The 19979-nt window shown below is 63.2% G+C and carries 20 protein-coding genes; 18 read left to right on the top strand and 2 right to left on the bottom strand.

Translation table 11 applies throughout. The annotated features are described in order from the left end of the window. The first annotated feature begins 356 nt into the window (after nt 1–356). Together bchE and bchJ are read left to right on the top strand one after the other, a co-directional pair. Nucleotides 357–2075 (top strand): magnesium-protoporphyrin IX monomethyl ester anaerobic oxidative cyclase, encoded by a 1719-nt coding sequence (gene bchE, locus DBZ32_RS01475; protein WP_119165365.1) that lies wholly within the window; start codon nt 357–359, stop codon nt 2073–2075. Between the two features lie 8 nt (nt 2076–2083). Then, complete coding sequence (bchJ, locus tag DBZ32_RS01480) at nt 2084–2770, top strand: bacteriochlorophyll 4-vinyl reductase (protein WP_119166292.1); 687 nt, start codon at nt 2084–2086, stop codon at nt 2768–2770. 136 nt (nt 2771–2906) lie between these two features. On the opposite strand, the gene DBZ32_RS01485 is transcribed toward bchJ, so the two are convergent. Further along, complete coding sequence (locus DBZ32_RS01485) at nt 2907–3293, bottom strand: c-type cytochrome (protein WP_119165366.1); 387 nt, start codon at nt 3291–3293, stop codon at nt 2907–2909. Between the two features lie 556 nt (nt 3294–3849). On the opposite strand from DBZ32_RS01485, the gene DBZ32_RS01490 reads away from it, so the two are divergent. From DBZ32_RS01490 to def, 5 genes are all read left to right on the top strand, one after another. Continuing rightward, entirely contained in the window at nt 3850–4029 is a 180-nt protein-coding gene (locus DBZ32_RS01490; protein WP_119165367.1) for a light-harvesting protein, read from the top strand. A gap of 14 nt (nt 4030–4043) precedes the next feature. Continuing rightward, nucleotides 4044–4190: a light-harvesting protein gene (locus DBZ32_RS01495; protein ID WP_119165368.1), complete on the top strand. Its 147-nt coding sequence runs from the start codon at nt 4044–4046 to the stop codon at nt 4188–4190. A 358-nt stretch (nt 4191–4548) separates the two neighbouring features. Continuing rightward, entirely contained in the window at nt 4549–5022 is a 474-nt protein-coding gene (locus tag DBZ32_RS01500; RefSeq protein ID WP_162906507.1) for a hypothetical protein, read from the top strand. A 112-nt stretch (nt 5023–5134) separates the two neighbouring features. Beyond that, nucleotides 5135–6598, top strand: coding sequence for a PucC family protein (locus DBZ32_RS01505; RefSeq protein WP_235829950.1), 1464 nt, complete (start codon nt 5135–5137; stop codon nt 6596–6598). Beyond that, nucleotides 6595–7107: a peptide deformylase gene (def, locus tag DBZ32_RS01510; protein ID WP_119165371.1), complete on the top strand. Its 513-nt coding sequence runs from the start codon at nt 6595–6597 to the stop codon at nt 7105–7107. The genes DBZ32_RS01505 and def overlap by 4 nt, the downstream gene beginning before the upstream one ends. Nucleotides 7108–7283: 176 nt before the next feature. On the opposite strand, the gene DBZ32_RS01515 is transcribed toward def, so the two are convergent. Then, nucleotides 7284–8315: a GntR family transcriptional regulator gene (locus DBZ32_RS01515; RefSeq protein ID WP_119165372.1), complete on the bottom strand. Its 1032-nt coding sequence runs from the start codon at nt 8313–8315 to the stop codon at nt 7284–7286. A gap of 574 nt (nt 8316–8889) precedes the next feature. Between DBZ32_RS01515 and DBZ32_RS01520 the strand changes: the two genes are divergently transcribed. The 11 genes from DBZ32_RS01520 to DBZ32_RS01570 all read left to right on the top strand — a co-directional run bounded on the left by DBZ32_RS01520 (nt 8890) and on the right by DBZ32_RS01570 (nt 19899). After that, entirely contained in the window at nt 8890–9999 is a 1110-nt protein-coding gene (locus tag DBZ32_RS01520) for an ABC transporter ATP-binding protein (protein ID WP_119165373.1), read from the top strand. An 81-nt stretch (nt 10000–10080) separates the two neighbouring features. Then, nucleotides 10081–11004, top strand: coding sequence for an ABC transporter permease (locus DBZ32_RS01525; RefSeq protein ID WP_208539073.1), 924 nt, complete (start codon nt 10081–10083; stop codon nt 11002–11004). A 3-nt stretch (nt 11005–11007) separates the two neighbouring features. Beyond that, nucleotides 11008–11862 (top strand): ABC transporter permease, encoded by an 855-nt coding sequence (locus DBZ32_RS01530; RefSeq protein WP_119165374.1) that lies wholly within the window; start codon nt 11008–11010, stop codon nt 11860–11862. Further along, the gene (locus DBZ32_RS01535) at nt 11859–12629 is read left to right on the top strand and encodes an SDR family NAD(P)-dependent oxidoreductase (protein WP_208539074.1); all 771 of its coding nucleotides are present in this window, start codon (nt 11859–11861) and stop codon (nt 12627–12629) included. The genes DBZ32_RS01530 and DBZ32_RS01535 overlap by 4 nt, the downstream gene beginning before the upstream one ends. Nucleotides 12630–12646: 17 nt before the next feature. After that, nucleotides 12647–13405: an SDR family NAD(P)-dependent oxidoreductase gene (locus tag DBZ32_RS01540; protein WP_119165375.1), complete on the top strand. Its 759-nt coding sequence runs from the start codon at nt 12647–12649 to the stop codon at nt 13403–13405. Between the two features lie 83 nt (nt 13406–13488). After that, nucleotides 13489–14733 carry an ABC transporter substrate-binding protein gene (locus DBZ32_RS01545; protein ID WP_119165376.1) on the top strand — a complete coding sequence of 415 codons (1245 nt, stop codon included), beginning with the start codon at nt 13489–13491 and terminating at the stop codon, nt 14731–14733. A 97-nt stretch (nt 14734–14830) separates the two neighbouring features. Then, entirely contained in the window at nt 14831–15946 is a 1116-nt protein-coding gene (locus DBZ32_RS01550; RefSeq protein ID WP_119165377.1) for an ABC transporter ATP-binding protein, read from the top strand. A 5-nt stretch (nt 15947–15951) separates the two neighbouring features. Continuing rightward, nucleotides 15952–17322, top strand: a complete 1371-nt coding sequence (locus DBZ32_RS01555; RefSeq protein ID WP_119166295.1) for an amidase — start codon at nt 15952–15954, stop codon at nt 17320–17322. 160 nt (nt 17323–17482) lie between these two features. Further along, a complete protein-coding gene (locus tag DBZ32_RS01560) occupies nt 17483–18376 on the top strand; it encodes a polysaccharide deacetylase family protein (protein WP_119165378.1) in 894 nt (297 codons plus the stop codon). A gap of 67 nt (nt 18377–18443) precedes the next feature. Further along, nucleotides 18444–18779, top strand: a complete 336-nt coding sequence (locus DBZ32_RS01565; RefSeq protein WP_119165379.1) for a hypothetical protein — start codon at nt 18444–18446, stop codon at nt 18777–18779. Between the two features lie 10 nt (nt 18780–18789). Further along, on the top strand, nt 18790–19899 hold the full coding sequence (locus tag DBZ32_RS01570; protein WP_235829951.1) for a CobW family GTP-binding protein: 1110 nt from the start codon (nt 18790–18792) through the stop codon (nt 19897–19899). Nucleotides 19900–19979 lie beyond the last annotated feature (80 nt).

Raw genomic sequence — 19979 nt, forward strand, 5'->3', positions numbered from 1 at the left:
CCCGCGCGGCAGCGAGCGCCTGCGCATCACACCCGGACCGCTCCACAGCGACCAGGACCTCGACAATCTCATAACAGCCCTCACAACCATCTGGAAACAGATGGACGTGCTTTGCAGGACGGCGGCGGAGTAGTCCTCGGTCGTCCGGTCTTTGCGGCGCACCTCACCGCGCCGCGGACCTTGGGGGCCGCTTCTGTTTACAGAGCGGCCCCTCACTTTTTCGTCGCCCCTTCTGTCGCTTATCGGTCCGAAGTTTTCCGACGTACGCCTCCTGGCTTTCTCTGACGCATGTCAATGTGAATTGACGTTTTCGCTGTTAAGCAAATCGGACAGTCCGCAGTAGGGAGGTCCGGTCCATGCGTATCCTTCTCATCCACCCCAACTATCACTCGGGCGGCGCGGAAATCGCCGGAAACTGGCCGCCGGCTTGGGCTGCCTATCTGTCGGGTGCCTTGCGGGCGGCGGGTTACGACGACATCCACTTCATCGACGCCATGACCGACGACCTCTCGGAGGAGCTGCTTCGTGCGCTGTTGGCCGAGCAGAAACCGGATCTGGTCGGCGCCACGGCGATCACACCCTCGATCTACAAGGCCGAACGTGCGCTTCAGATCGCCAAGGAACTGCACCCGGACTGCGTTACGGTGCTGGGCGGCATCCATGCGACCTTCATGTATCAGCAGGTGCTGAGCGAAGCGCCCTGGATCGACGTGATCGCGCGTGGCGAGGGTGAAGCGGTGATCCAGAATCTGGCACGGGCGGTGGAGGCGGGCCGCTGGCCGGCCGCGGCCCGCGAGATCCGTGGTCTCGCCTTCGCGGAGGGGGATAAGATTGTTGCCACGCCGGCGGAACCTCCGGTCGAGGATCTGGAGAAGATCGAGCCGGATTGGGGCGTGTTGGAATGGGACAAGTACGTCTACATTCCGACCGGGACTCGTGTGGCGATCCCCAATATGGCGCGCGGCTGCCCCTTCACCTGCAGCTTTTGCAGCCAGTGGAAGTTCTGGCGGAACTATCGCGTGCGCGAGCCGAAAAAGGTAGTCGACGAGATTGAGACCCTGGTGCGCGATCATAGGGTAGGTTTCTTCATCCTTGCCGACGAAGAGCCTACGATTCACCGCAAGAAGTTCATCGAGTTCTGCGAAGAATTGGAGCGCCGCGACCTGCCGGTGCGCTGGGGGATCAACACCCGCGTCACCGATATTCTGCGCGACGAGGAGTACCTGCCGCTCTATCGACGTGCCGGCCTAATTCATGTTTCGCTCGGTACCGAGGCGGCGGCGCAACTCAAACTCGACCGCTTCAACAAGGAAACGACCGTCGCCGAGAACAAGAAGGCGATCGAACTGCTGCGCAAGCACGGGATCGTCGCCGAGGCGCAGTTCATCGTCGGTCTGGAGAATGAGACGGCCGAGACGCTGGAAGAGACCTACCGCATGGCGCTCGACTGGAAGCCCGATATGGCCAACTGGGCAATGTATACGCCTTGGCCCTTCTCGGACCTCTTCCAGGAACTCGGCGAGAAGGTCGAAATCTTCGACTACGAGAAGTACAACTTCGTGACGCCGATCATCAAACCGGAGGCGCTCGAGCGCGAAGAGCTGCTCGACCGGGTGATGAACAACTACCGGCGCTTCTACATGCGCAAGTCTTTCCTGAGCTATCCCTGGATCCGCAACAGGCAGAAGCGCAACTACAAGCTCGGTTGCCTCAAGGCCTTCCTGAAGTCGGGCGTGCAACGGACCTTCTACGACCTCGGCCGGGTCGGCTATTGGGGGCCGCAATCGAAGGCATCGGTCGATTTCGGTTTCGATACGAGCCGCGGCCAGGGAGTACTCAAGCCCGTTGAAGCCACCGCCGCCGGTGCCGCCGATTGGCGCGCGGTACAGGATGCCACCCGCAAACGCGCCGATGCCGAGGCCACCCGCGCCCGCAAACGCCGCGAGGCGGAGAGGCTGGGTGTCTCCGTGCCGGCTGCCGCCGCGATGGCCTGCGGTGGCGGCAAGGAGCAACTCGGCGACGCAGCGATGGCTCAGATGTTCGAAAAGAGCGAGACGATCTCCGGTCCGGCGTAATGAAGACGATGTCCCAGACTTGCGCGAAAGATCTGCCCGAAGCTGCGCCCAACCCAGAGAGCCTGCTCGGCGTTGCCGAGGCGGGGCCCTGCTGTTCACCCCTCGCTGGCCGCGCCGGCGCGCGGATCGGCCCAAACAGTTTGATCCAGGTCGCCTCGGCTTTGGAGGTTACCGTCGGTGCCGAGAGAACGGCTTTGCTCTTCGCGGGGGCCGGACTGTCGCACCGTCTTGCCGTTCCGCCGCAGTCGCTGGTTCCCGAGCTCGAGGCCGTCCGTCTCCATGGCCATCTGCGGCGTTCACTCGGACTGCGGACTGCGCAGGCCGTAGCGCGGGAGGCGGGTCGCCGCACCGCCGACTACCTGCTGGCGCATCGCATTCCCAGGGTGGCGCAGATCGCCCTGAGACTGCTGCCCCGGCGCCTGGCGTCCCATCTTCTGGTCAAGGCGATCGGCCGAAACGCCTGGACTTTTGTCGGGAGCGGCGTCTTCGTCGGCCGGGGCGGACGGCCGGCGCGGCTTGCGGTCTTCGACGGCCCACTTTGTCGTGGCGTCACGGCTGATAGCCCGCTCTGCGACTACTATACTGCCACCTTCGAGCGGCTGTTTCGCAAGCTGGTCGACGCCGACGCCTACGGTGTCGAAATCGACTGCCAGGCTTCCGGCGCACAGGTCTGTCGTTTCGAAATCCGCTTCTGAACGGCCTCACGGCCAAGGTTGGGAGCGACGGTCGTACCACTCCTCCCGCCGAGCGTAGCCCGGCCGGGGGAGGGCGGAGTTATTGGCTCTGACTCACTGGCCCTAGCTCACTGGCCTTGGGCTGTCGGGCCTCGACTTACTCGCCGCCTTGGGTCTTGAGATAGGCGATGACGTCGGCGACTTCCTGCTCGTCGCGGAGCTGGAAGGCCATGCGGCTGCCCTGAATGATTTCTCGCGGATTGGTCAGGTAGGACGGCAGCGTCTCCTCGGTCCAGGTGAAGTCGGCCTCTTGCAGGCCCTTCGAGTAGCGTGCGGCGAAAGCTTCGCTCGTCCCGGCGGCGCGCCCGTAGACGCCATAGAGGTTGGGGCCGACACGGGGTGGACCACCTTCCTCGATGGTGTGGCAAGCCTTGCACTTGTTGAACACCTGCTCGCCGGCGGCGGGATCGCCTTCCGCGAGAGCCGGTGCGGCGGTGAGAGAAAGCAGCGTGGCTGCCGTCGCAAGATACTTGTTCACAGGCATGAAGCAGTCCCCAGTGATTCACAGATATCTACAGTGTTATCATCTATGGCAAAGCCGCTGAGTGACAAGCCCGTGGAAAGGGCGAGTGGAATCCTGCTCAAAGAAACGATGCGTAGCCGAAGCGGTTCCGCCGCACGTCCGGGGCCGGCCCCAAGCCGGGACGGGGGCACCTTCTCCGAGGGTGTGGCAGACCTTGCAACTTTTGAACGCTATATCATCCGCCGACAGCGTCATCGCTCGGCGAGAGCAGTTATGCGCATGCGCAAGGCAAGCGCCATCGTCAGGACTGGTTGCAAACGCGTCGCCGGCCACAGTTGGATGCCCTGTCGTGCAGCAATCAGCCAGCCGGGTATCGGAGCCTCTCCACAGCCTGTCACCTGCCGCGTGACCTCTGCGCGCCTCTCAGGTCTGCCTGAGTAATCCAGCTCAACTGTAAAGTTTACATTACACATATTAATGTCATCTTATATTGACACTTTGTTACAGTACGACTAGGATCTGAAGACCTGCCGAAGGAGTTGGTGGGTGCGCAAGATTGTGAGAGGAGAAAACTCCAATGGCCCACGAGATACAAACGGCCGACTTGGACGACCCTGATCGGATTTGGCCGACTGGCCTGACGATCAGGGAATCGGAAGAGCTGCATAAGCACATCATCGATGGTGCGCGCGTGTTCTTCTTCATTTCTTTGATTGCCCACCTGCTGGCGTGGCTGTTTACGCCATGGGGTGGCTGAGGGGAGATTGAGTCATGAACCAAGGAAGAATCTGGTGTGTCGTCAATCCGACGGTGGGTCTGCCGCTGTTCCTCGGGAGTGTCGCCCTAATTTCGCTTCTGGTGCACTTCTCGCTTCTATACAACACCTCCTGGTTTGCCGCCTTCTTCCAGGGCGGCTGACAGTGGATATCGGTGTTCTCTAAAGACTGAGGCGCGGCAGGGACTCCGACTCGCGAGCGACATACACTGCGTGGCGCAAGAGTCCGGAGCACCTGCCGGTCTTCATGGGAGAGCAGGCATGACGCCAACGGTACGGATTTTCGAGTCTGAGGCAGTCGCGCACGAAGCGGCTGCGAAGCTGTCTGAAGCTGGCTTCGGCAAGCTTAGGGTGCTGTCCGGAGAACGGAGCCCGGCAGGGGAGTATTCCTCGTCGCCACCGGATCCGGAAGCGATGGTTCGCGCAGCAGTCGGGGACGGGCTCCTGGCAGGCCGTCACATTTCGGTTTGCGTTCGGAATCTGCAGCGAGGGCGGTCGCTGGTGGCTGTCGCGACGAACTTCGGATTCGCGCAACAGGCCATCGAGATCATGGAGAACTGTGGTGCGGTCGACAGCGATTCCCTGCCGGCCTACTATCCGAGAAATCCCTCGCCCTTCTCCGATCTGCTCGGTCTTCCAACCTTGAGCCGCGCCGCGCCGGTCAGTGAGTTGAAGAGTGCGTCTTGGTTCTTTTCCTCTCTCTTCGGGTTTGGCCTGCTAAGCCGGAAGGCGGCACCGCTTTCGTCGCTGTTCGGCATGAAAGTCCTGAGCGACAGTAAGCGCGAGTGGAGGTCGAGCTTTGGTCTGCCGCTGCTTAGCAACAACCCGGCGCCACTTTCCTCCTCCGTCGGGATGCGAACGCTTTCGGCCAGGAAACGATCGTGGACGCGGAGCTTCGGCTTCCCGATGCTGACGCGAAATCCCGCGCCCTTCTCATCACTACTTGGGATCGGCACGCTGATCAGACGCAGGTAGAGATAGAGTTGGGATCGCGGCCGAGCAGGGTGCCGGTTCTTCCTGTCCGTTGGTCTGCTCCAGCAGGTACGCGCTCGCGAGAGAGCAAATGAGATACTTGGGTCGACGGTTGATGACTGTGTGGGAATCGCTCGGTTCCCGCTACATGCCCTTTGCCGATCTCGCCACGTCGGACTTACCGCTTGGGCGCCTCGTCCGCCTGTCGCTGTTCCAGATCTCCGTCGGCATGACGCTGGTTCTTCTGGTCGGGACCCTCAACCGTGTCATGATCGTCGAATTGGGAGTGCCTGCGGCGGTGGTCGGCATCATGATCGCCCTGCCGCTCGTCTTCGCGCCCTGCCGTGCCCTCATCGGCCACCGTTCTGACACGCATCGCTGCGAACTTGGTTGGCGACGGGTCCCCTTCATTTGGAGGGGTACGCTGCTGCAGTTCGGCGGTTTCGCCATCATGCCGTTCGCCTTGCTCGTTCTTGCCGGCAAGGGGCAAGCGGATACCGCCCCCATCTGGATCGGCCAATCGGCAGCCGCCCTGGCGTTTCTTCTCGTCGGGGCCGGCACGCACATCGTTCAGACGGTGGGTCTGGCGTTGGCAACCGACCTCACGCCGCCGAAGTCCCATCCCAGGGTCGTCGGTATGATGTACGTGATGCTCCTGATCGGCATGATGGTCAGCGCTTTGGTTTTCGGAGCGCTGCTTGCGGACTTTACGCCGGGACGGCTGGTTCAGGTCGTTCAGGGGGCAGCCGTGGCCTGTATAGTGCTGAACATGGTGGCGGTGTGGAAGCAGGAGACGCGACGCCCCCCACGCGGCGCAGCGCCAGCGGCGCCGGACCCGACATTCCGCGCATCCTGGACGCGCTTCTGCACGGGTGAGCATGCGGTGCGCCGTCTCGTCGTTGTCGGGCTTGGGACGATGGCGTTCGGCATGGCGGACATCTTACTCGAACCCTTCGGCGGCCAAGTCTTGAACTGGGAGGTCGCCGAGACGACGAAGCTCACGGCGCTCCTCGCGCTTGGGGGATTGCTGGGCTTCGCGTTTGCCTCCCGTGCTCTGGGGCAAGGGGGCGATCCCTACCGCATGGCCCGCTATGGCGCTCTCTTGGGTCTGCCGGCCTTCGCATGTGTCATTCTTGCGGCGCCGACCGGGCTTTCCGCGGCTTTTCTGCTCGGCAATTTCCTGATCGGTTTCGCCGCCGCGGTTTTTGGCCACGGAACGCTAACTGCGACGATGAACCAAGCGCCGAGGGATCAGGCCGGTCTCGCGCTGGGCGCCTGGGGCGCGGTGCAGGCAACTGCTGCAGGCGTCGCGATGGCGCTTGGCGGTACCATCCGCGATCTCGTCGACGCCGTGGTGGACGTGACCGGGTCGTTCGGCGAGTTTGGAGATGCCGCAGGATACGTTACGGTCTATGCGTTGGAGGTCATCCTGCTGCTTGTCACAATCGTGGCTATTGGCTCACTGATCCAAAGCAGCGAGAGGGCCGGTCGCAGATTTGGCGTTGGCCCGCGCAGTATGTCCGTCAACCTACGGAAGCCGATCGATCCGATTGAGACTCGAGATGGGATGCTGCAATGAGACGACTTGATATTCTCGAGTATCCGGATCCGCGTCTACGCCTTCCTTCACGCAGGGTGACGACGTTCGATGAGAATCTGGTTCGACTGATCGAAGATATGATCGAGACCCTTCGATTGACGAAGGCGATCGCGCTTTCAGCGCCACAGGTCGACGATCGCCGTGCAGTCCTGGTGATGGACCTCTCGGGCGATGGTTCGGCTCCGCAGGCTTTCGTGAACCCGGAGATTCTGTCCAAGGGTGCTTGGGGCCTCGTTGAAGAGAGCTGTCTCTCCTTGCCCGGTGTCGTCGGAAACGTCGTGCGAGCGACGGCGGTTCGAGTCCGGGCACAGGATCGGCAAGGCAGTACCTTCGAGCGAGATCTGGCGGGTATGGAAGCCGTCTGCCTGCAGCATGAGATGGACCATCTTGTCGGCAAGCTCTTCGTCGATCGTCTTTCGCTGCTTCAGAAACTTAGGTTCCATGCCTTTGCGGGGAAGCGGGCACGCCGCCGCAGCACAGCGGCCTGACCGGGTCCCTCGCAGGAGGGACTGCGCCGCGTGCGCGCGGGACGCTTGCCGGGCCGCACCAGTCGCGCGGTATGGGTCCTGTCGCTTCGCGAACTCACCCAGTAGACCTGTTCGCTTGCCTGTGGCGAGATTGGGAAGAGCCGTAAAACTCACAAGAACGTCGCGCGTCTCACGCTTCAATCGGCCGGCACGAGATAGTCCGGGAGTTCCGGTGTCGGGATGACCGAAAGAACCTGCAAGCGTTTCAGGGCTCGCTCCAGTGAGCGCACGAGATGGTCGTCCAGGGCTGCCGCCGCCGCGTTGACAGAGCCGGCGATCAGCAACTCGAAGACAAGTCTATGCTCTTGCAGTTCCGGCAGCCTGTCAGGCATTCCAAGGTATTTCAGAAAGGTGAGGTTCGTCACCAGCGGGAGGTGACACTGCCGGATCGCGCTCTTGAGGCGCTGATTGTCGATGTTCAGCACGCAGGTAACATGCAGATCCTCATCCAGGCTGCCGATCGTCTCGCCGTCGACATGGGGAAACCGGTGCTCGACCTCCAACAGCCGATCCCTCAGGTCTTCGATTTCCCGCACCGACATCCGCTCAGCGGCCTCGATCAAGGCCGGCGGCTCGAGCAGTTGCCGCATCCGGTAGAGTTCTCGCATTGCCTTAGCGGTAAGGGGGCCGACGATCCAGTGCGGACGCGTCCCCTTCTCGACCAAACCGCGCTCCTGCATGCGGCCCAGCACCTCTCGGGCCACGGTACGGCTGACGCCGAAGCGGTCGGCAAGGCGCGTCTCCAAGATCCGATAACGGCCGAAGGCGAGCGCCGAGCCGACTTCCGCCTCCACGGCGTCGTAGATCCGCTCCCAGGAGGTGCGCTGGATCAACTCTTCGCTCAGAGCGGAGGGCAGCGTCAAACCGGCCTCTCGGATGTCGACGCGCAAGGGCTCCGCCCCATGGTCACGGCCAGGGACCAGGTAGCCGCGCCCCTCGAAGCGCTGGATCAGACCCTCTTCATGAAGGAGTCGGAGTGCGCGATTGACCGGCGCGCGGCTGATCTCGAAAATCTCGGCGATCGGCCCCTCCAGCAACACCAGTCCTACGGGTAGACGGCGTTCGGAGATGTGCTGATGCAAGACCCGATGCACGATCTCGTAGAGCGGCAAGGGAGCGACCGGCGGCGCGCTCTCGTCAAGCGCTCCTAGTTTTGCGCTGTCTGCCATGAAAAGGGTTTCGAGTTCGCTCGAGCGGAGAGGCCGATCGACGGATCGGCGGGGTGATCGCGGGTTCCGACGCCACAACACCCTGGCGTTGCAGGCTGTCGCGGACGCCCGAAGGTTTGGCCGGTGAAAAAGCAATCTGAAGTCGCATTTTCTCGGTTGGACTTCACCCCCGAGGGATGAGTATCGATGCAACCCCTCGGTGGTCTGCCCGGTCTTTCGACTCCTTCACCTTTGATTCGCCTGAATAATTCATCAGAGTATGCAAAAATCAAAAATACAAGAACCATCGGCGCCAATCTCGTTCGACTTCTGGGTGAATTAGTCCATGTTTGCGTCTCTTTTATAATTATATTACGTGATAGGGGCCTATGAGCCAAGAGTTGCGCAAACAGGTTTTTGGATAAAAAGAAGATTGCACGCAAAAATCATTTTAAGCTAGCTTTCCCACAATGAGCTGCACGGACTGTGCCGGACGCGGCCGAAATCGACGATAAGACGACCTGCAAGCCCCCCGTAGAAGGTGGGCACCGGCGGCACCGCTGCGGCAGGGAAGTGCTCGAATGGGGAGTGGGGTATGCTGGAAGCGCGGAGTTTGACGAAGCGCTACGATGGTCAGCCGGCGCTGCAGGACCTGTCTTTGGATCTCCGTGACAACGAGTACCTGACGCTGCTTGGGCCCTCGGGCTCAGGCAAGTCCACGCTCTTGCGCCTGATTGCCGGTTTCGACGTCGCCGACCGTGGCGAGCTTCTGCTCGACGGCCAGTCCTTGAACGGCGTGCCGCCGCACGAGCGGGGTATCGGTTTCGTGTCCCAGGGCTTTGCGCTCTTTCCGCATATGACGGTGTTCGACAATGTCGCCTTCGGCTTGCGCTACAGTCAGCGCGATCCGGTCAAAAACGAAGCGGATGTGCGCCGTCGCGTTGTCGAGATGCTCGACCTCGTCGGATTGGCGGACCTTGGCGATCGCATGACGGGACAAATCTCCGGCGGGCAGAAGCAGCGCGTTGCCTTGGCCCGCACGCTGGTGGTCAATCCCCGGGTGTGTCTGCTGGACGAGCCACTGGGAGCGCTCGACGCCAACCTGCGGCAGCGCATGACGGTCGAACTGCGGCGCATCCGCAAGCTGCTCGGCATCAGCTTCATGCATGTCACGGGCAATGAGCTGGAGGCCTTGTCCATGGGCGACCGCGTGGTCGTCCTCGACCAAGGTCGCGCGCTGCAGGTCGATGAGCCGGACAGGGTCTACAATCGCCCGAACTCGGCTGCCGTGGCGCGCTTTTTGAACCGCTACAACATTTTCGAAGGCAAGCTGACCGATGGGGGCGGCTTCGCCTTTCCGGGCGGTGAACTTCCGCTGCCGGACAGCGTGCCGACCAATCGCGACGCCGCTTCCTATTGCATCCGCTACGACCGGATTCAGGTCCGTGGGATGCAGGGTGCGAAGAACGGTGCGACCGACGCGCCGGTTCCGGAAGGATCGGCGGCAGCCAGTCTGGCACAGCTCCCGGCCAGATACATCACCAGCGAATACTCCGGGTCGGCGATCATCTACTTCTTCCGCCTCGCCGACGAGAAGGTGGTTGAGGTGGAGTACCATCTGTCCCACCGCAAACCGGATGCCTTCACCGAAGGCGATCTCTACACGCTCGCCTGGCCGCGCGAAGAGGCGCTGGTCTACGCTTGAAGATTTCGTCCGGTGCTTCCAGCCCGGGATGTGCAACGGATACCGCCACGGCGGATCGAGGAACGATAGCGAGCTATGACCGTGTCGAAGGCAGTTGTCCCGCCGGCGGAGACCTCAACATCGGCGGCGATGGAGGAAACGGCGAGCCGCGCGCGCCGAAAGTACCGCCTCGGCACACTGCTTCTGCTGGCACCCGGCACCATCTGGATGCTGTTGTTCCTGGTCGTGCCGATGCTGATGATGGTTTACGTCAGCTTCTGGACTCAGACCACCTTCACCATCGAGCCGACGCTGACATTGAGCAGCTGGGTCACCTTCTTTTCCAGCGAAACCTACTTCGGCGCCCTGCTGACCACCATCCGGATCTGGTTGATCGTGCTCGCGGCGACGCTGCTGGTCGGCTACCCGGTGGCTCTGTTCATCGGTCTCTTCATCAGAAACAAGACGCTGCAGATCTGCGTTCTCGTGCTCTGCGTGATCCCATTCTGGACCTCCTTCCTGATCCGTGTGCTCGCCTGGCGGCCGATGCTCGGCCAGCAGGGCGCCGTGAATATCGTGTTGCAGCAGTTCGGTATCATTTCGGAGCCGATCGACGAGTTGCTGTTCACGGAGTTCAGCGTGATCATCGGCATGACCCAGATCTACGTGGTCTTCATGGTCGGCCCCATCGCCTTCATGCTCTCGCGCATCGACCAGAGCCTGATCGAGGCGGCGCGCGACCTGGGCGCCAGCACCTGGCGCATCTTTCGCACCGTCATCCTGCCCCTCTCGATGCCCGGCGTCGTCGTCGGCGCGATCTTCGTCTCGGTCATGGTGCTGGGCGAGTTCGCGACCTCGGCCGCCTTGTCGGGACGCAAAACCAACCTGCTCGGCAATATCATCGTGACCCAGGTCGGCTCGCTGAAATGGGCTTTCGCCGCGGTGTGCGGCGTCATTCTGACCTGTCTCATGGCGCTGGTGATCACCGGGCTGCTGCGGGTCGTGAACCTGCGTAAGGAACTCTAGGCCATGGAAAACCGGAAAGCCCTGGCCTGGACCCTCGGCGTCTTTACGGTCCTTTTTGTCGGCTTCCTCTACGGACCCTTCCTGGTCATGGGATTGCTGAGTTTTCAGCAAGGTCCCGAAGGCGGTCCGCAGTTTCCGATCATCGAGTGGTCGAGCTACTGGTACCGCCATATCTTCGGTCTGGTGCCGCCGTCGCGCATCGCGCCCCTGCCGATCGGCGACGCATTGATCCGGTCGCTGAGCCTGGCTTTCGCGACGATGGTCGTTTCGACCGTGCTGGGCACCATTACGGCCCAGGCCTTCCGGCGGAAGTTCCGGGGATCGGGCTTTGTCTTCTATCTCGTTGTCCTGGGCATGATGGTGCCCGGCGTTCTGGTCGGCCTCGGCATGGCCCTGGTGGCAACGAACCTCGGCATCGACCGCAGTTGGTGGGGTACGGCCTTCGTGCTGCACGTCATGTACACTTTTCCCTTCGCCTTCCTGGTGATGCTGGCGATCTTCAACCGCTTCGACCGTTCGATCGAGGAGGCAGCCTGGAGCCTTGGCGTTCCGCCGGCGACCACGTTCCGCAGGATCACCTTGCCGCAGATCTTTCCCGGCGTTTTGAGCGCCATGCTCTTCGCCTTCACGCTCAGCTACGACGAGTTCCCGCGCACTCTGTTCTCCGCAGGTGCCGATTTGACCCTGCCGCTGGCGATCTACGGCACCTTTGCGGTCGAGATCCATCCCAACATCTTCGCGGTGGGTGTGCTGACGACGCTCTTCTCCTTCACCGTGCTCGCGATCTTCGGAACTCTCATGGCGCTGTCCGTGCGGCGCGCCAAGAAGGCAAATGCCGTGCAGGAGGAGATCGAGTGAACGCCGCGGCGAGCGCCATGCCCTCCCTTGCCGCCGACACGGTCGCCCTGGTCACCGGCGCCGGTGCTGGGATCGGCCGCGCGGTTGCGAAGCGGCTCGCGCGCGACGGCGCCGCGGTGATGCTCAACGATTTGCGAGCCGAGGCGGCGGCGGAGGTCGCGGCCGCGATAACCGCCGCCGGCGGGCGGGCCGCAGCCCTGGCCGGCGACGTGTCCAGCCCCGAGGACGTCGAGAGCCTTTTTCTACGCTGCGAGCAGGTCTTCGGTCCCTGTAGCCTGCTGGTCAACAACGCCGGTTTCGTTCATCAGGCACCGTTCGAACGGCTGGAAATCGCGGAGTGGGATCGCATGATCGCCGTCCATCTGCGCGGCACCTTCCTGTGTGCCCGGCGTGCCGTTCCGCAGATGTTGGAAGAGGGAAGGGGGACGGTCGTCAACGTGGCGTCGCAGCTCGGCCAGATCGGCGGATTGGACCTCTGCCACTACGCCGCAGCCAAGGCTGGAATCATCGGCCTGACCAAGGCAATGGCACGTGAACTCAGCGCGCGCGGTGTGCGCGTCAATGCGGTCGCGCCAGGTCCGATCAACACCGACCTGGTGCTCGGACTGTCGGACGACTGGCGCCGGGCCAAGGCCGCTGAACTGCCGCTCGGCCGCTTCGGCGAGCCGGAAGACGTGGCCGAAACGGTTGCGTTCCTGGCGTCGCCGGCCGCCGCGCTCTACGTCGGACAGACCCTCGGCCCGAACTCCGGCGACGTGATGCTCTAGGGAGACGACGACGGCGAATGACGCAACGTACAGCCCTCATTACCGGTGCCGGCATCGGGATCGGCCGGTCTGCCGCTTTCGCGCTGGGAGCCGCCGGAGACCGGGTGATCGTGACCGACATTCTGGAGCGGGAAGGGCAGGCGGTGGCCGAAGAGATTGTCGCCAAGGGCGGTACGGCCGAGTTTCGGCGGCTGGATGTCACGGATACGGCCAATGCCGAAACGGTCGTTTCCGCGGTGGAGGAAGACCACGGTCCGCTCGATGTGCTCGTCGCCAACGCCGGAATCGCCCACAAGGCACCGCTGGAGACCATGAGCGACGAGACTTGGGATCTCACGTTCGATGTGGATCTGAAGGGGATCATGCGGGTGGTGCGGGCTGCCGCTCCGGGCATGCGCAAGGCCGGCTCCGGTGCGGTCGTCGCGCTCTCTTCCATCATGGGCGTGGCTTACGGCTGGGACGAGCATGTCCACTATTCGGCCGCCAAGTCGGGGGTCGTGGGGCTGGTGCGCGGTCTCGCCGTCGAGCTGGCCCGGGCCGGCATTCGAGTCAATGGCATCGCGCCCGGCTACATCCGCACCGCTCAGGCACTGTCGGAAGAACACTCGTTGGGACCGGCCGGGTTGGAGAAGGCGGCCGAATTCATTCCTCTGGGCCGCGTCGGAGAACCAGAGGACATCGCCGACGTCATCGTTTTTCTGGCGTCGTCGTCTGCCCGTTACATGACAGGGCAGACCGTCGTGGTCGATGGAGGTCTGCTGGTCGGCCGCTACTGAGCGGCGCGGCAGGGCGCTGACGGTCACTTGGGAGATAACCAAAGGGAAGCGAACGCTTCCACTGTTCAGGGAGTCAGAAAGATATGTTGAATAAATCGGTTTCCCGTCGAAGCCTGCTGGCGGGTTCCGCCAAGGCCGGCCTCGGCGTCGGGGCGATGGCGCTCGCCATGGGCGGCGGCACGCCCTTTCTCAATTCCCGCAAGGCCCACGCCGCGGCACTCGCCGATCAGGAGCTTCGCACCATCGGTCTGTCGGTAACGGTGCAGGAACGCATCCTGGCCGAGTTCCGCGAGACCTCCGGCGTCGGCGAGACCAGAGGCACCGCCGCGACCTTTCCGGATGCCCAGACGCGAATTCTGTCGGGTTCGACCGACTTCGACTGCTGGGAGATCATCGGCGAACGTCTGCCGGCGATGGTCATCACCAAGAACGTCGATCCCATCGCGACCTCCGAACTGAAGAACTGGGGGAACATCCGCGACACCTTCACTCAGGCCGATCCGAAATGGGACCGTAGTGCGCAGATCGTCGGCCAGATCTGGACGGATGAGACGCAGTCCGAACTCTACATGGTGCCGACCGTCTACAACTACGATTCGATCGGTTACAACCCGGATGTCGTGTCGGCGGAGGAAGCCAACACCTGGACCGCGATCTTCGACGAGAAGTGGAAGGGTCGCTCCGGCCTCAACACGGACCCCCTGATCGCCTTCGGCCAGGCTCTGCTCGCGATGAAGTCGATGGGCATGATCGAGATCGACAACCCCGGCAATCCCGACCAGGCACAGATCGACGAGGCATCTAAGTTCCTGATTTCGAAGAAGAAGGACGGTCAGTTCCGCGCGCTGTGGGGCGATTTCGGCGAACTGGTGAACCTGTTGGCCTCCGGCGAGATGGTGGTTTGCGATGCCTGGCAGCCGGCCGTCATGGCGGTCAAGGCCCAGGGGACGCCCTGCCAGTACGCGGTGCCGAAGGAAGGGTATCGCGCCTGGTCGATCGGCATCACCATGATCGAAGGCACGCCGAACCGGGAGGCCGTCATGGCCTATGCCGACTACTGGCTGTCCGGTCCTCCGGCGATCACGGTCTCCGAGCAGGGCTACTACTCGCCCACCACCAACATCGAGCAGGTCATGGATCCGGACAGGTATGCTTTCTGGTACGAGGGTAAGCCCTGGGTCGGCGCCCCGGAGCGCGGCATTCAGGAAGGCGACCTGCGCGATGGCGGCTCCTTGGCCGAGCGGGCGTCCAACGTCGCCTACTGGCATCAGTGGCCGGACGAGTACGACTATCTGATTCAGAAGTGGGACGAGTTCCTGAACGCCTGACGGCGCCTGGAATTCCTTTGTCCGAATGGCGGCAGCCGGCGCAACAAGCGGGTGTCAGGCTGCCGCCAAGCGGTTCCTTTTTCAAGCGAGCGCGACGATGGATTACGATCTCGAACTGGCGGGGCTTCGCAAGGTCTATCCTGATGGCACGGTCGCCGTGTCGGGGTTCGACCTGAAGGTCGAGCGGGGCGAGTTCGTCTCCTTCGTCGGCCCGTCCGGCTGCGGCAAGACAACCACGCTGCGGATGATCGCCGGCTTCGAGCAGATCACCGACGGCGAGGTGCGGGTGCGCGGCAAGCGCATCAACGAACTGCCGCCGGAAAAACGTCCGACCTCTACGATCTTCCAGAACTTCGCACTCTTTCCGCACATGAACGTGCGGCAGAACGTGGAGTACGGACTGGCCGTCAAGGGTTTGTCAAAGGCCGAGCGGCACGACAAGGCCGAGCGCATCATGGACAAGCTCGATCTGCTCGACATTGCTGATCGCCGGGAAGGCGGTTTGTCCGGCGGTCAGCGTCAACGCGTCGCCCTGGCCCGGGGTCTGGTCGTGGAACCGGATATCCTGTTGCTCGACGAGCCGCTCGGTGCGCTCGATGCCAATCTGCGCAAGTCGATTCAGCAGGAACTCAAGCTCCTGCAGCGTACGTTGGGCGTGACTTTCATTTTCGTCACCCATGCCCAGTCCGAGGCGCTGATCCTGTCCGACCGTGTGATCGTGATGAACCGCGGCAACGTCGAGCAGATCAGCGATCCCTACGAGCTCTACACGCGGCCAAAGACGCCCTTCGTGGCGCGCTTCATCGGCCGCAACACCATTCTCGACGGCAAGCTGAGCGCAGTGGGGGCTGGCGACGCGGTACTCGATACGGGATTCGGTCCTCTGCGCGGGACGCTCAACGACCCGAACCTCGGGGTCGGAGCGCCGGCCAGCATCGTCGTACCCGCCGAGGCGATCGACGTGCATCCCGGTAACTCCGCAGACGAGCAGGCGATTGCAGGGTCCTATGCCGGCAACCTGATTCGGGGCCGGGTCGCCGATGCAACCCTGGTCGGCCATACCGTTTCCATGACCGTGCGCTTCGACAACGGCAGCAGCCTGCAAGTCGACAGCCACGTCAGCAAGTACGCCGACGAACTGACCCGGCTGGACGCGCCGGTTCTCGTCGGCTGGGCACCCAACGAGGCAACCGTCATCAGGCAGGGCTCGTGAATGCGATGACGGATCCGGCACAGGCATCCCATCTTTCCGCGGCCGCGCTCGGCCGACAAATCGCCGCCGGCCTCTACGACGCCGTCGATGTCTGCGAGGTTTTTCTGGAGCGGATTGCTGCCTACGGGGACTCGACCGTCTTCATAAGGGTCACGCCCGAGCGCGCCCGCAGCGAGGCAGCGGCCAGTCGCGAGCGGCATCGCGCGGGTCGGCCGCTGGGTCCGCTGGATGGTGTCCCGGTGGCCTGGAAAGACCTGTTCGACATGACCGGCGAGCGGACCACGGCCGGTTCGCAACTCTACCGCGAGGCCCCACCGGCGAAGGTCGATGCCGCGGCGGTTTCTAATCTTTCGGCGGCGGGGATGGTTGCGCTCGGCAAGGTCAACCTGACCGAGTTCGCCTACTCCGGGCTCGGCCTCAACCCGCATTTCGGTTCCCCGCGCAATCCCAACGACGCGATTACCGCGCGGGTGGCCGGCGGGTCGTCCTCCGGCTCCGGTGTGGCCGTGGCTGCGGGACTGGCGCCCTGTTCCATCGGTACCGATACGGGCGGGTCCGTTCGTATCCCGGCCGCGCTCAACGGCGTCGTCGGTCTTAAGACCTCGGAGCGGCGTATTCCCAAACAGGGGTGTTTTGCGCTGTCGCATACGCTCGATACGGTCGGTCCCCTGGCGCGCAGTGTGGAGGACTGCATTCTGCTCGACGCCGCTCTGCGCGGCGAGATTCCGGGGCGCTTCGCGCAGGCGAACTTGCGGGGGTTGCGCCTGGTCGTGCCAACCAACGTCGTCCAGGAAGATCTGGACGAGGCGGTCGCGGCCAATTTCGAGCGATCGCTCGACCGTATCTCGGAGGCCGGTGCGAAAGTAGAGCACCGCAAGCTCGACCTGCTCGAGGAGGTTCAGCGGGTGGCCGTGGACTACGGCTCGTTGACCGCCGTCGAAGCCTATCAGGTGCACTATCGCCATATCGAAAGCGCGGACGTCGACGCGATCGACCCGCGCGTCGTCGCGCGCATCCTGGGGGGTAAGACCATGAGCGGACGCGACGTGATCGAGGTGCAGGAGGCGCGCAAGCGCCTGGCCCAGGAGCTCCATGTCGCCTTGGCCGGCGCGCTGCTGGTCATGCCGACCTGTCCGCACACCGCGCCGGAGGCCGCGCCTTTGGACGAAGACCAGGAGCTGTTCCATCGCGCGAACCTGAAGACCTTGCGCAATACCATGATCGGCAATTTCCTGGGCACCTGCGGACTGGCCATCCCGAACGGCCGGGATCCGCTCGGCCTTCCAACCTCCATTCTGGTTTCCGCTCCGGGGGGCGAGGACGAGCGACTGTTGACCTACGGCCGCGCGTTCGAGCGCGCCGTTGGAGCGGACTGATTTGTGGGCTTCCTCGGGCAGCGGCTGCGACCGGGAGGACGCGTGAAGAGGCAAGAACGAAGCCGATGAGAACGGACGCCAGGAAGACAGGTCGACTGACCTGGCTGGCGAGAAGTCACCGCCTCACGGTACTGCAAGATTGAAAGGAAGGAGACGACCAATGCCCAAACAGATCAAATGCGCGTTCGGTGTCGACGTGGACGCCGTTGCCGGCTGGCTCGGGTCCTACGGCGGCGAGGACTCGCCGGACGACATCTCGCGCGGTCTCTTCTCGGGCGAAGTGGGATCGCCGCGTCTGCTCAAGCTGTTCGACCGCTGGGGAATCAAGACGAGCTGGTTCATTCCCGGCCACTCGATCGAAACCTTCCCCGAGCAGATGAAGGCGGTGGCGGAGGCCGGCCACGAGATTGGCATGCACGGCTACAGCCATGAGAACCCGATCGCCATGACGCCTGAGCAGGAAGAGACGGTCATGGACAAGTGCATCGACCTGATCACCGACCTCTGCGGACGGCGACCCACCGGTTACGTCGCGCCCTGGTGGGAGTTCAGCCGGGTGTCGAACGAGCTGCTGCTCAAGAAAGGCATCAAGTACGATCATAGCCTGATGCACAACGACTTCACGCCCTACTACGTCCGCGTCGGCGACTCTTGGACCAAGATCGACTTCTCCAAGACGCCCGAGGAATGGATGAAGCCGCTGGTGCGCGGCGAGGAAACCGATCTGATCGAGATCCCGGCCAACTGGTATCTCGACGACCTGCCGCCGATGATGTTCATCAAGAAGGCGCCGAACAGTCACGGTTTCGTCAATCCGCGCGATATCGAGCAGATGTGGCGCGACCAGTTCGACTGGGTCTATCGCGAGATGGACTACGCGGCCTTCACCATGACGATTCATCCCGACGTCTCCGGCCGGCCGCAGGTGTTGATGATGCTCGAGCGACTGTACGAGCACATCATCAAGCATCCGGGTGTGGAGTTCATGACGATGAACGACATCGCCGACGACTTCGTTGCCCGTCATCCGCGTCAGAAGCAGGCGGCGGAGTAGGGGTTTGTCCAACCGGCGGGCGCATCGTCTTGCGCGCGTCCGCCGGTCGACCTCCAGGAGGTAAGGCATGTGCGGCCTATGCGGCGTTCTCGGCGCCACGCACTGGAGCGACTCTCACGCCAGCCCGGAGGCCTTCGGTGACGGCGCGGGCGGGCGCACACGTCGCGGAGAACGGCTCTACCGAGTCCGCTTGGTCAATGAAGTGCTGCAAGGCTTCGCACTCGACCTCTCGGACTTTCAAGGCACCAGCTTCGTCGTTTCGAGCCGGACTGGCCGCAGCGAGATGGTTGGAGATCTGATGGCGGTCTGGCCGACGGCTGAGCAGATGATCGGGCGCAAGCTGGACCCACTGGATCCCGAAGTCGTGACGCGCCTGGAGCAGGCAGTGGATGCGCGCGGATGAGAGGGCGGCCGTGAGCGAGAGTGATCGCGAGATCCGTCTATTGCCGGTCAATGTCTTGACCGGATTTTTGGGTAGCGGCAAGACGACCCTCCTCGGTCGCATGCTGGCCAGTCCTGCTTTTGCCGAAACGGCCGTTCTGATCAACGAGTTTGGCGAGGTCGGGCTTGACCACCACCTGATCGAGCAGGTCGACGAAGGTGTCCTGCTGCTTCGGAGTGGCTGCATCTGCTGCACGATCCGAAGCGATTTGCAGGACTCGCTGCGCGATCTCTACTCTCGGCGCGCGCGCGGCCAGATCCCGCAGTTCAAGCGCCTGGTGATCGAAACGACCGGCCTGGCCGATCCGGTGCCGATCGTTTCGACCTTGCTGTCCGACCCGGTGATCTGCAACCACTTCCGGTTGGGTAACATCATCTGCACGGTCGATGCGGTGAACGGCGCGGGCCAGTTGGATCGACAGCCTGAATCGGTCAAGCAGGCGGCAATCGCCGACCGTCTCGTCGTGACGAAAGTCGATCTGGCCGCGCGCGGTCGTATTGCCGCCCTGCGCGCCCGGCTGAAGCGGCTCAATCCGGCGGCCGTGCTGAGCGAAGCCGACAATGCGGCGATCGACCCCGAACTGCTGCTGGCTCAGGACCTGCACGATCCGGCGCATAAAGCCGCCGAGGTGGCGCGGTGGCTGGAGGCCGAAGCCTCGGAACTGCCGGATCCCCGACGTAGCCGGCGCGGTGCCGGCAACGAGCAGGCTCACGATCACTCCGCTCACGATCGCCCCGCCGACGTCAACCGGCACGACGCCGACATCTCCGCTTTCGCGCTGACCTTCGACCGGCCGCTCGATTGGACGGCGTTCGGGATCTGGCTGAGCATGCTGCTCCAGGCGCACGGCGAAGACGTGCTGCGGGTCAAAGGTCTTCTCAACGTGGTCGATGTAGCGACCCCGGTGGTCGTTCATGCGGTGCAGCACCTGATCCATCCACCGCTCCACCTGCCGCGCTGGCCCAGCGCCGACCGGCGCTCGCGCCTGGTCTTCATCGCGCGGGGGCTGTCGCGCGAATCCGTCGAACGCTCTCTCAACGCCTTCAATCGCCTTGGGGACCGGCTGCATGAACCGGTTTAGGCGGTGGCGCACGGCGATATCGTGTGTAGCGGCTGTCTGGGCCGTGCCGGTCCGTGGTAAAGACTACGGTACAGATCATC

This window comes from Algihabitans albus, assembly GCF_003572205.1.
Lineage (GTDB): Bacteria > Pseudomonadota > Alphaproteobacteria > Kiloniellales > DSM-21159 > Algihabitans > Algihabitans albus.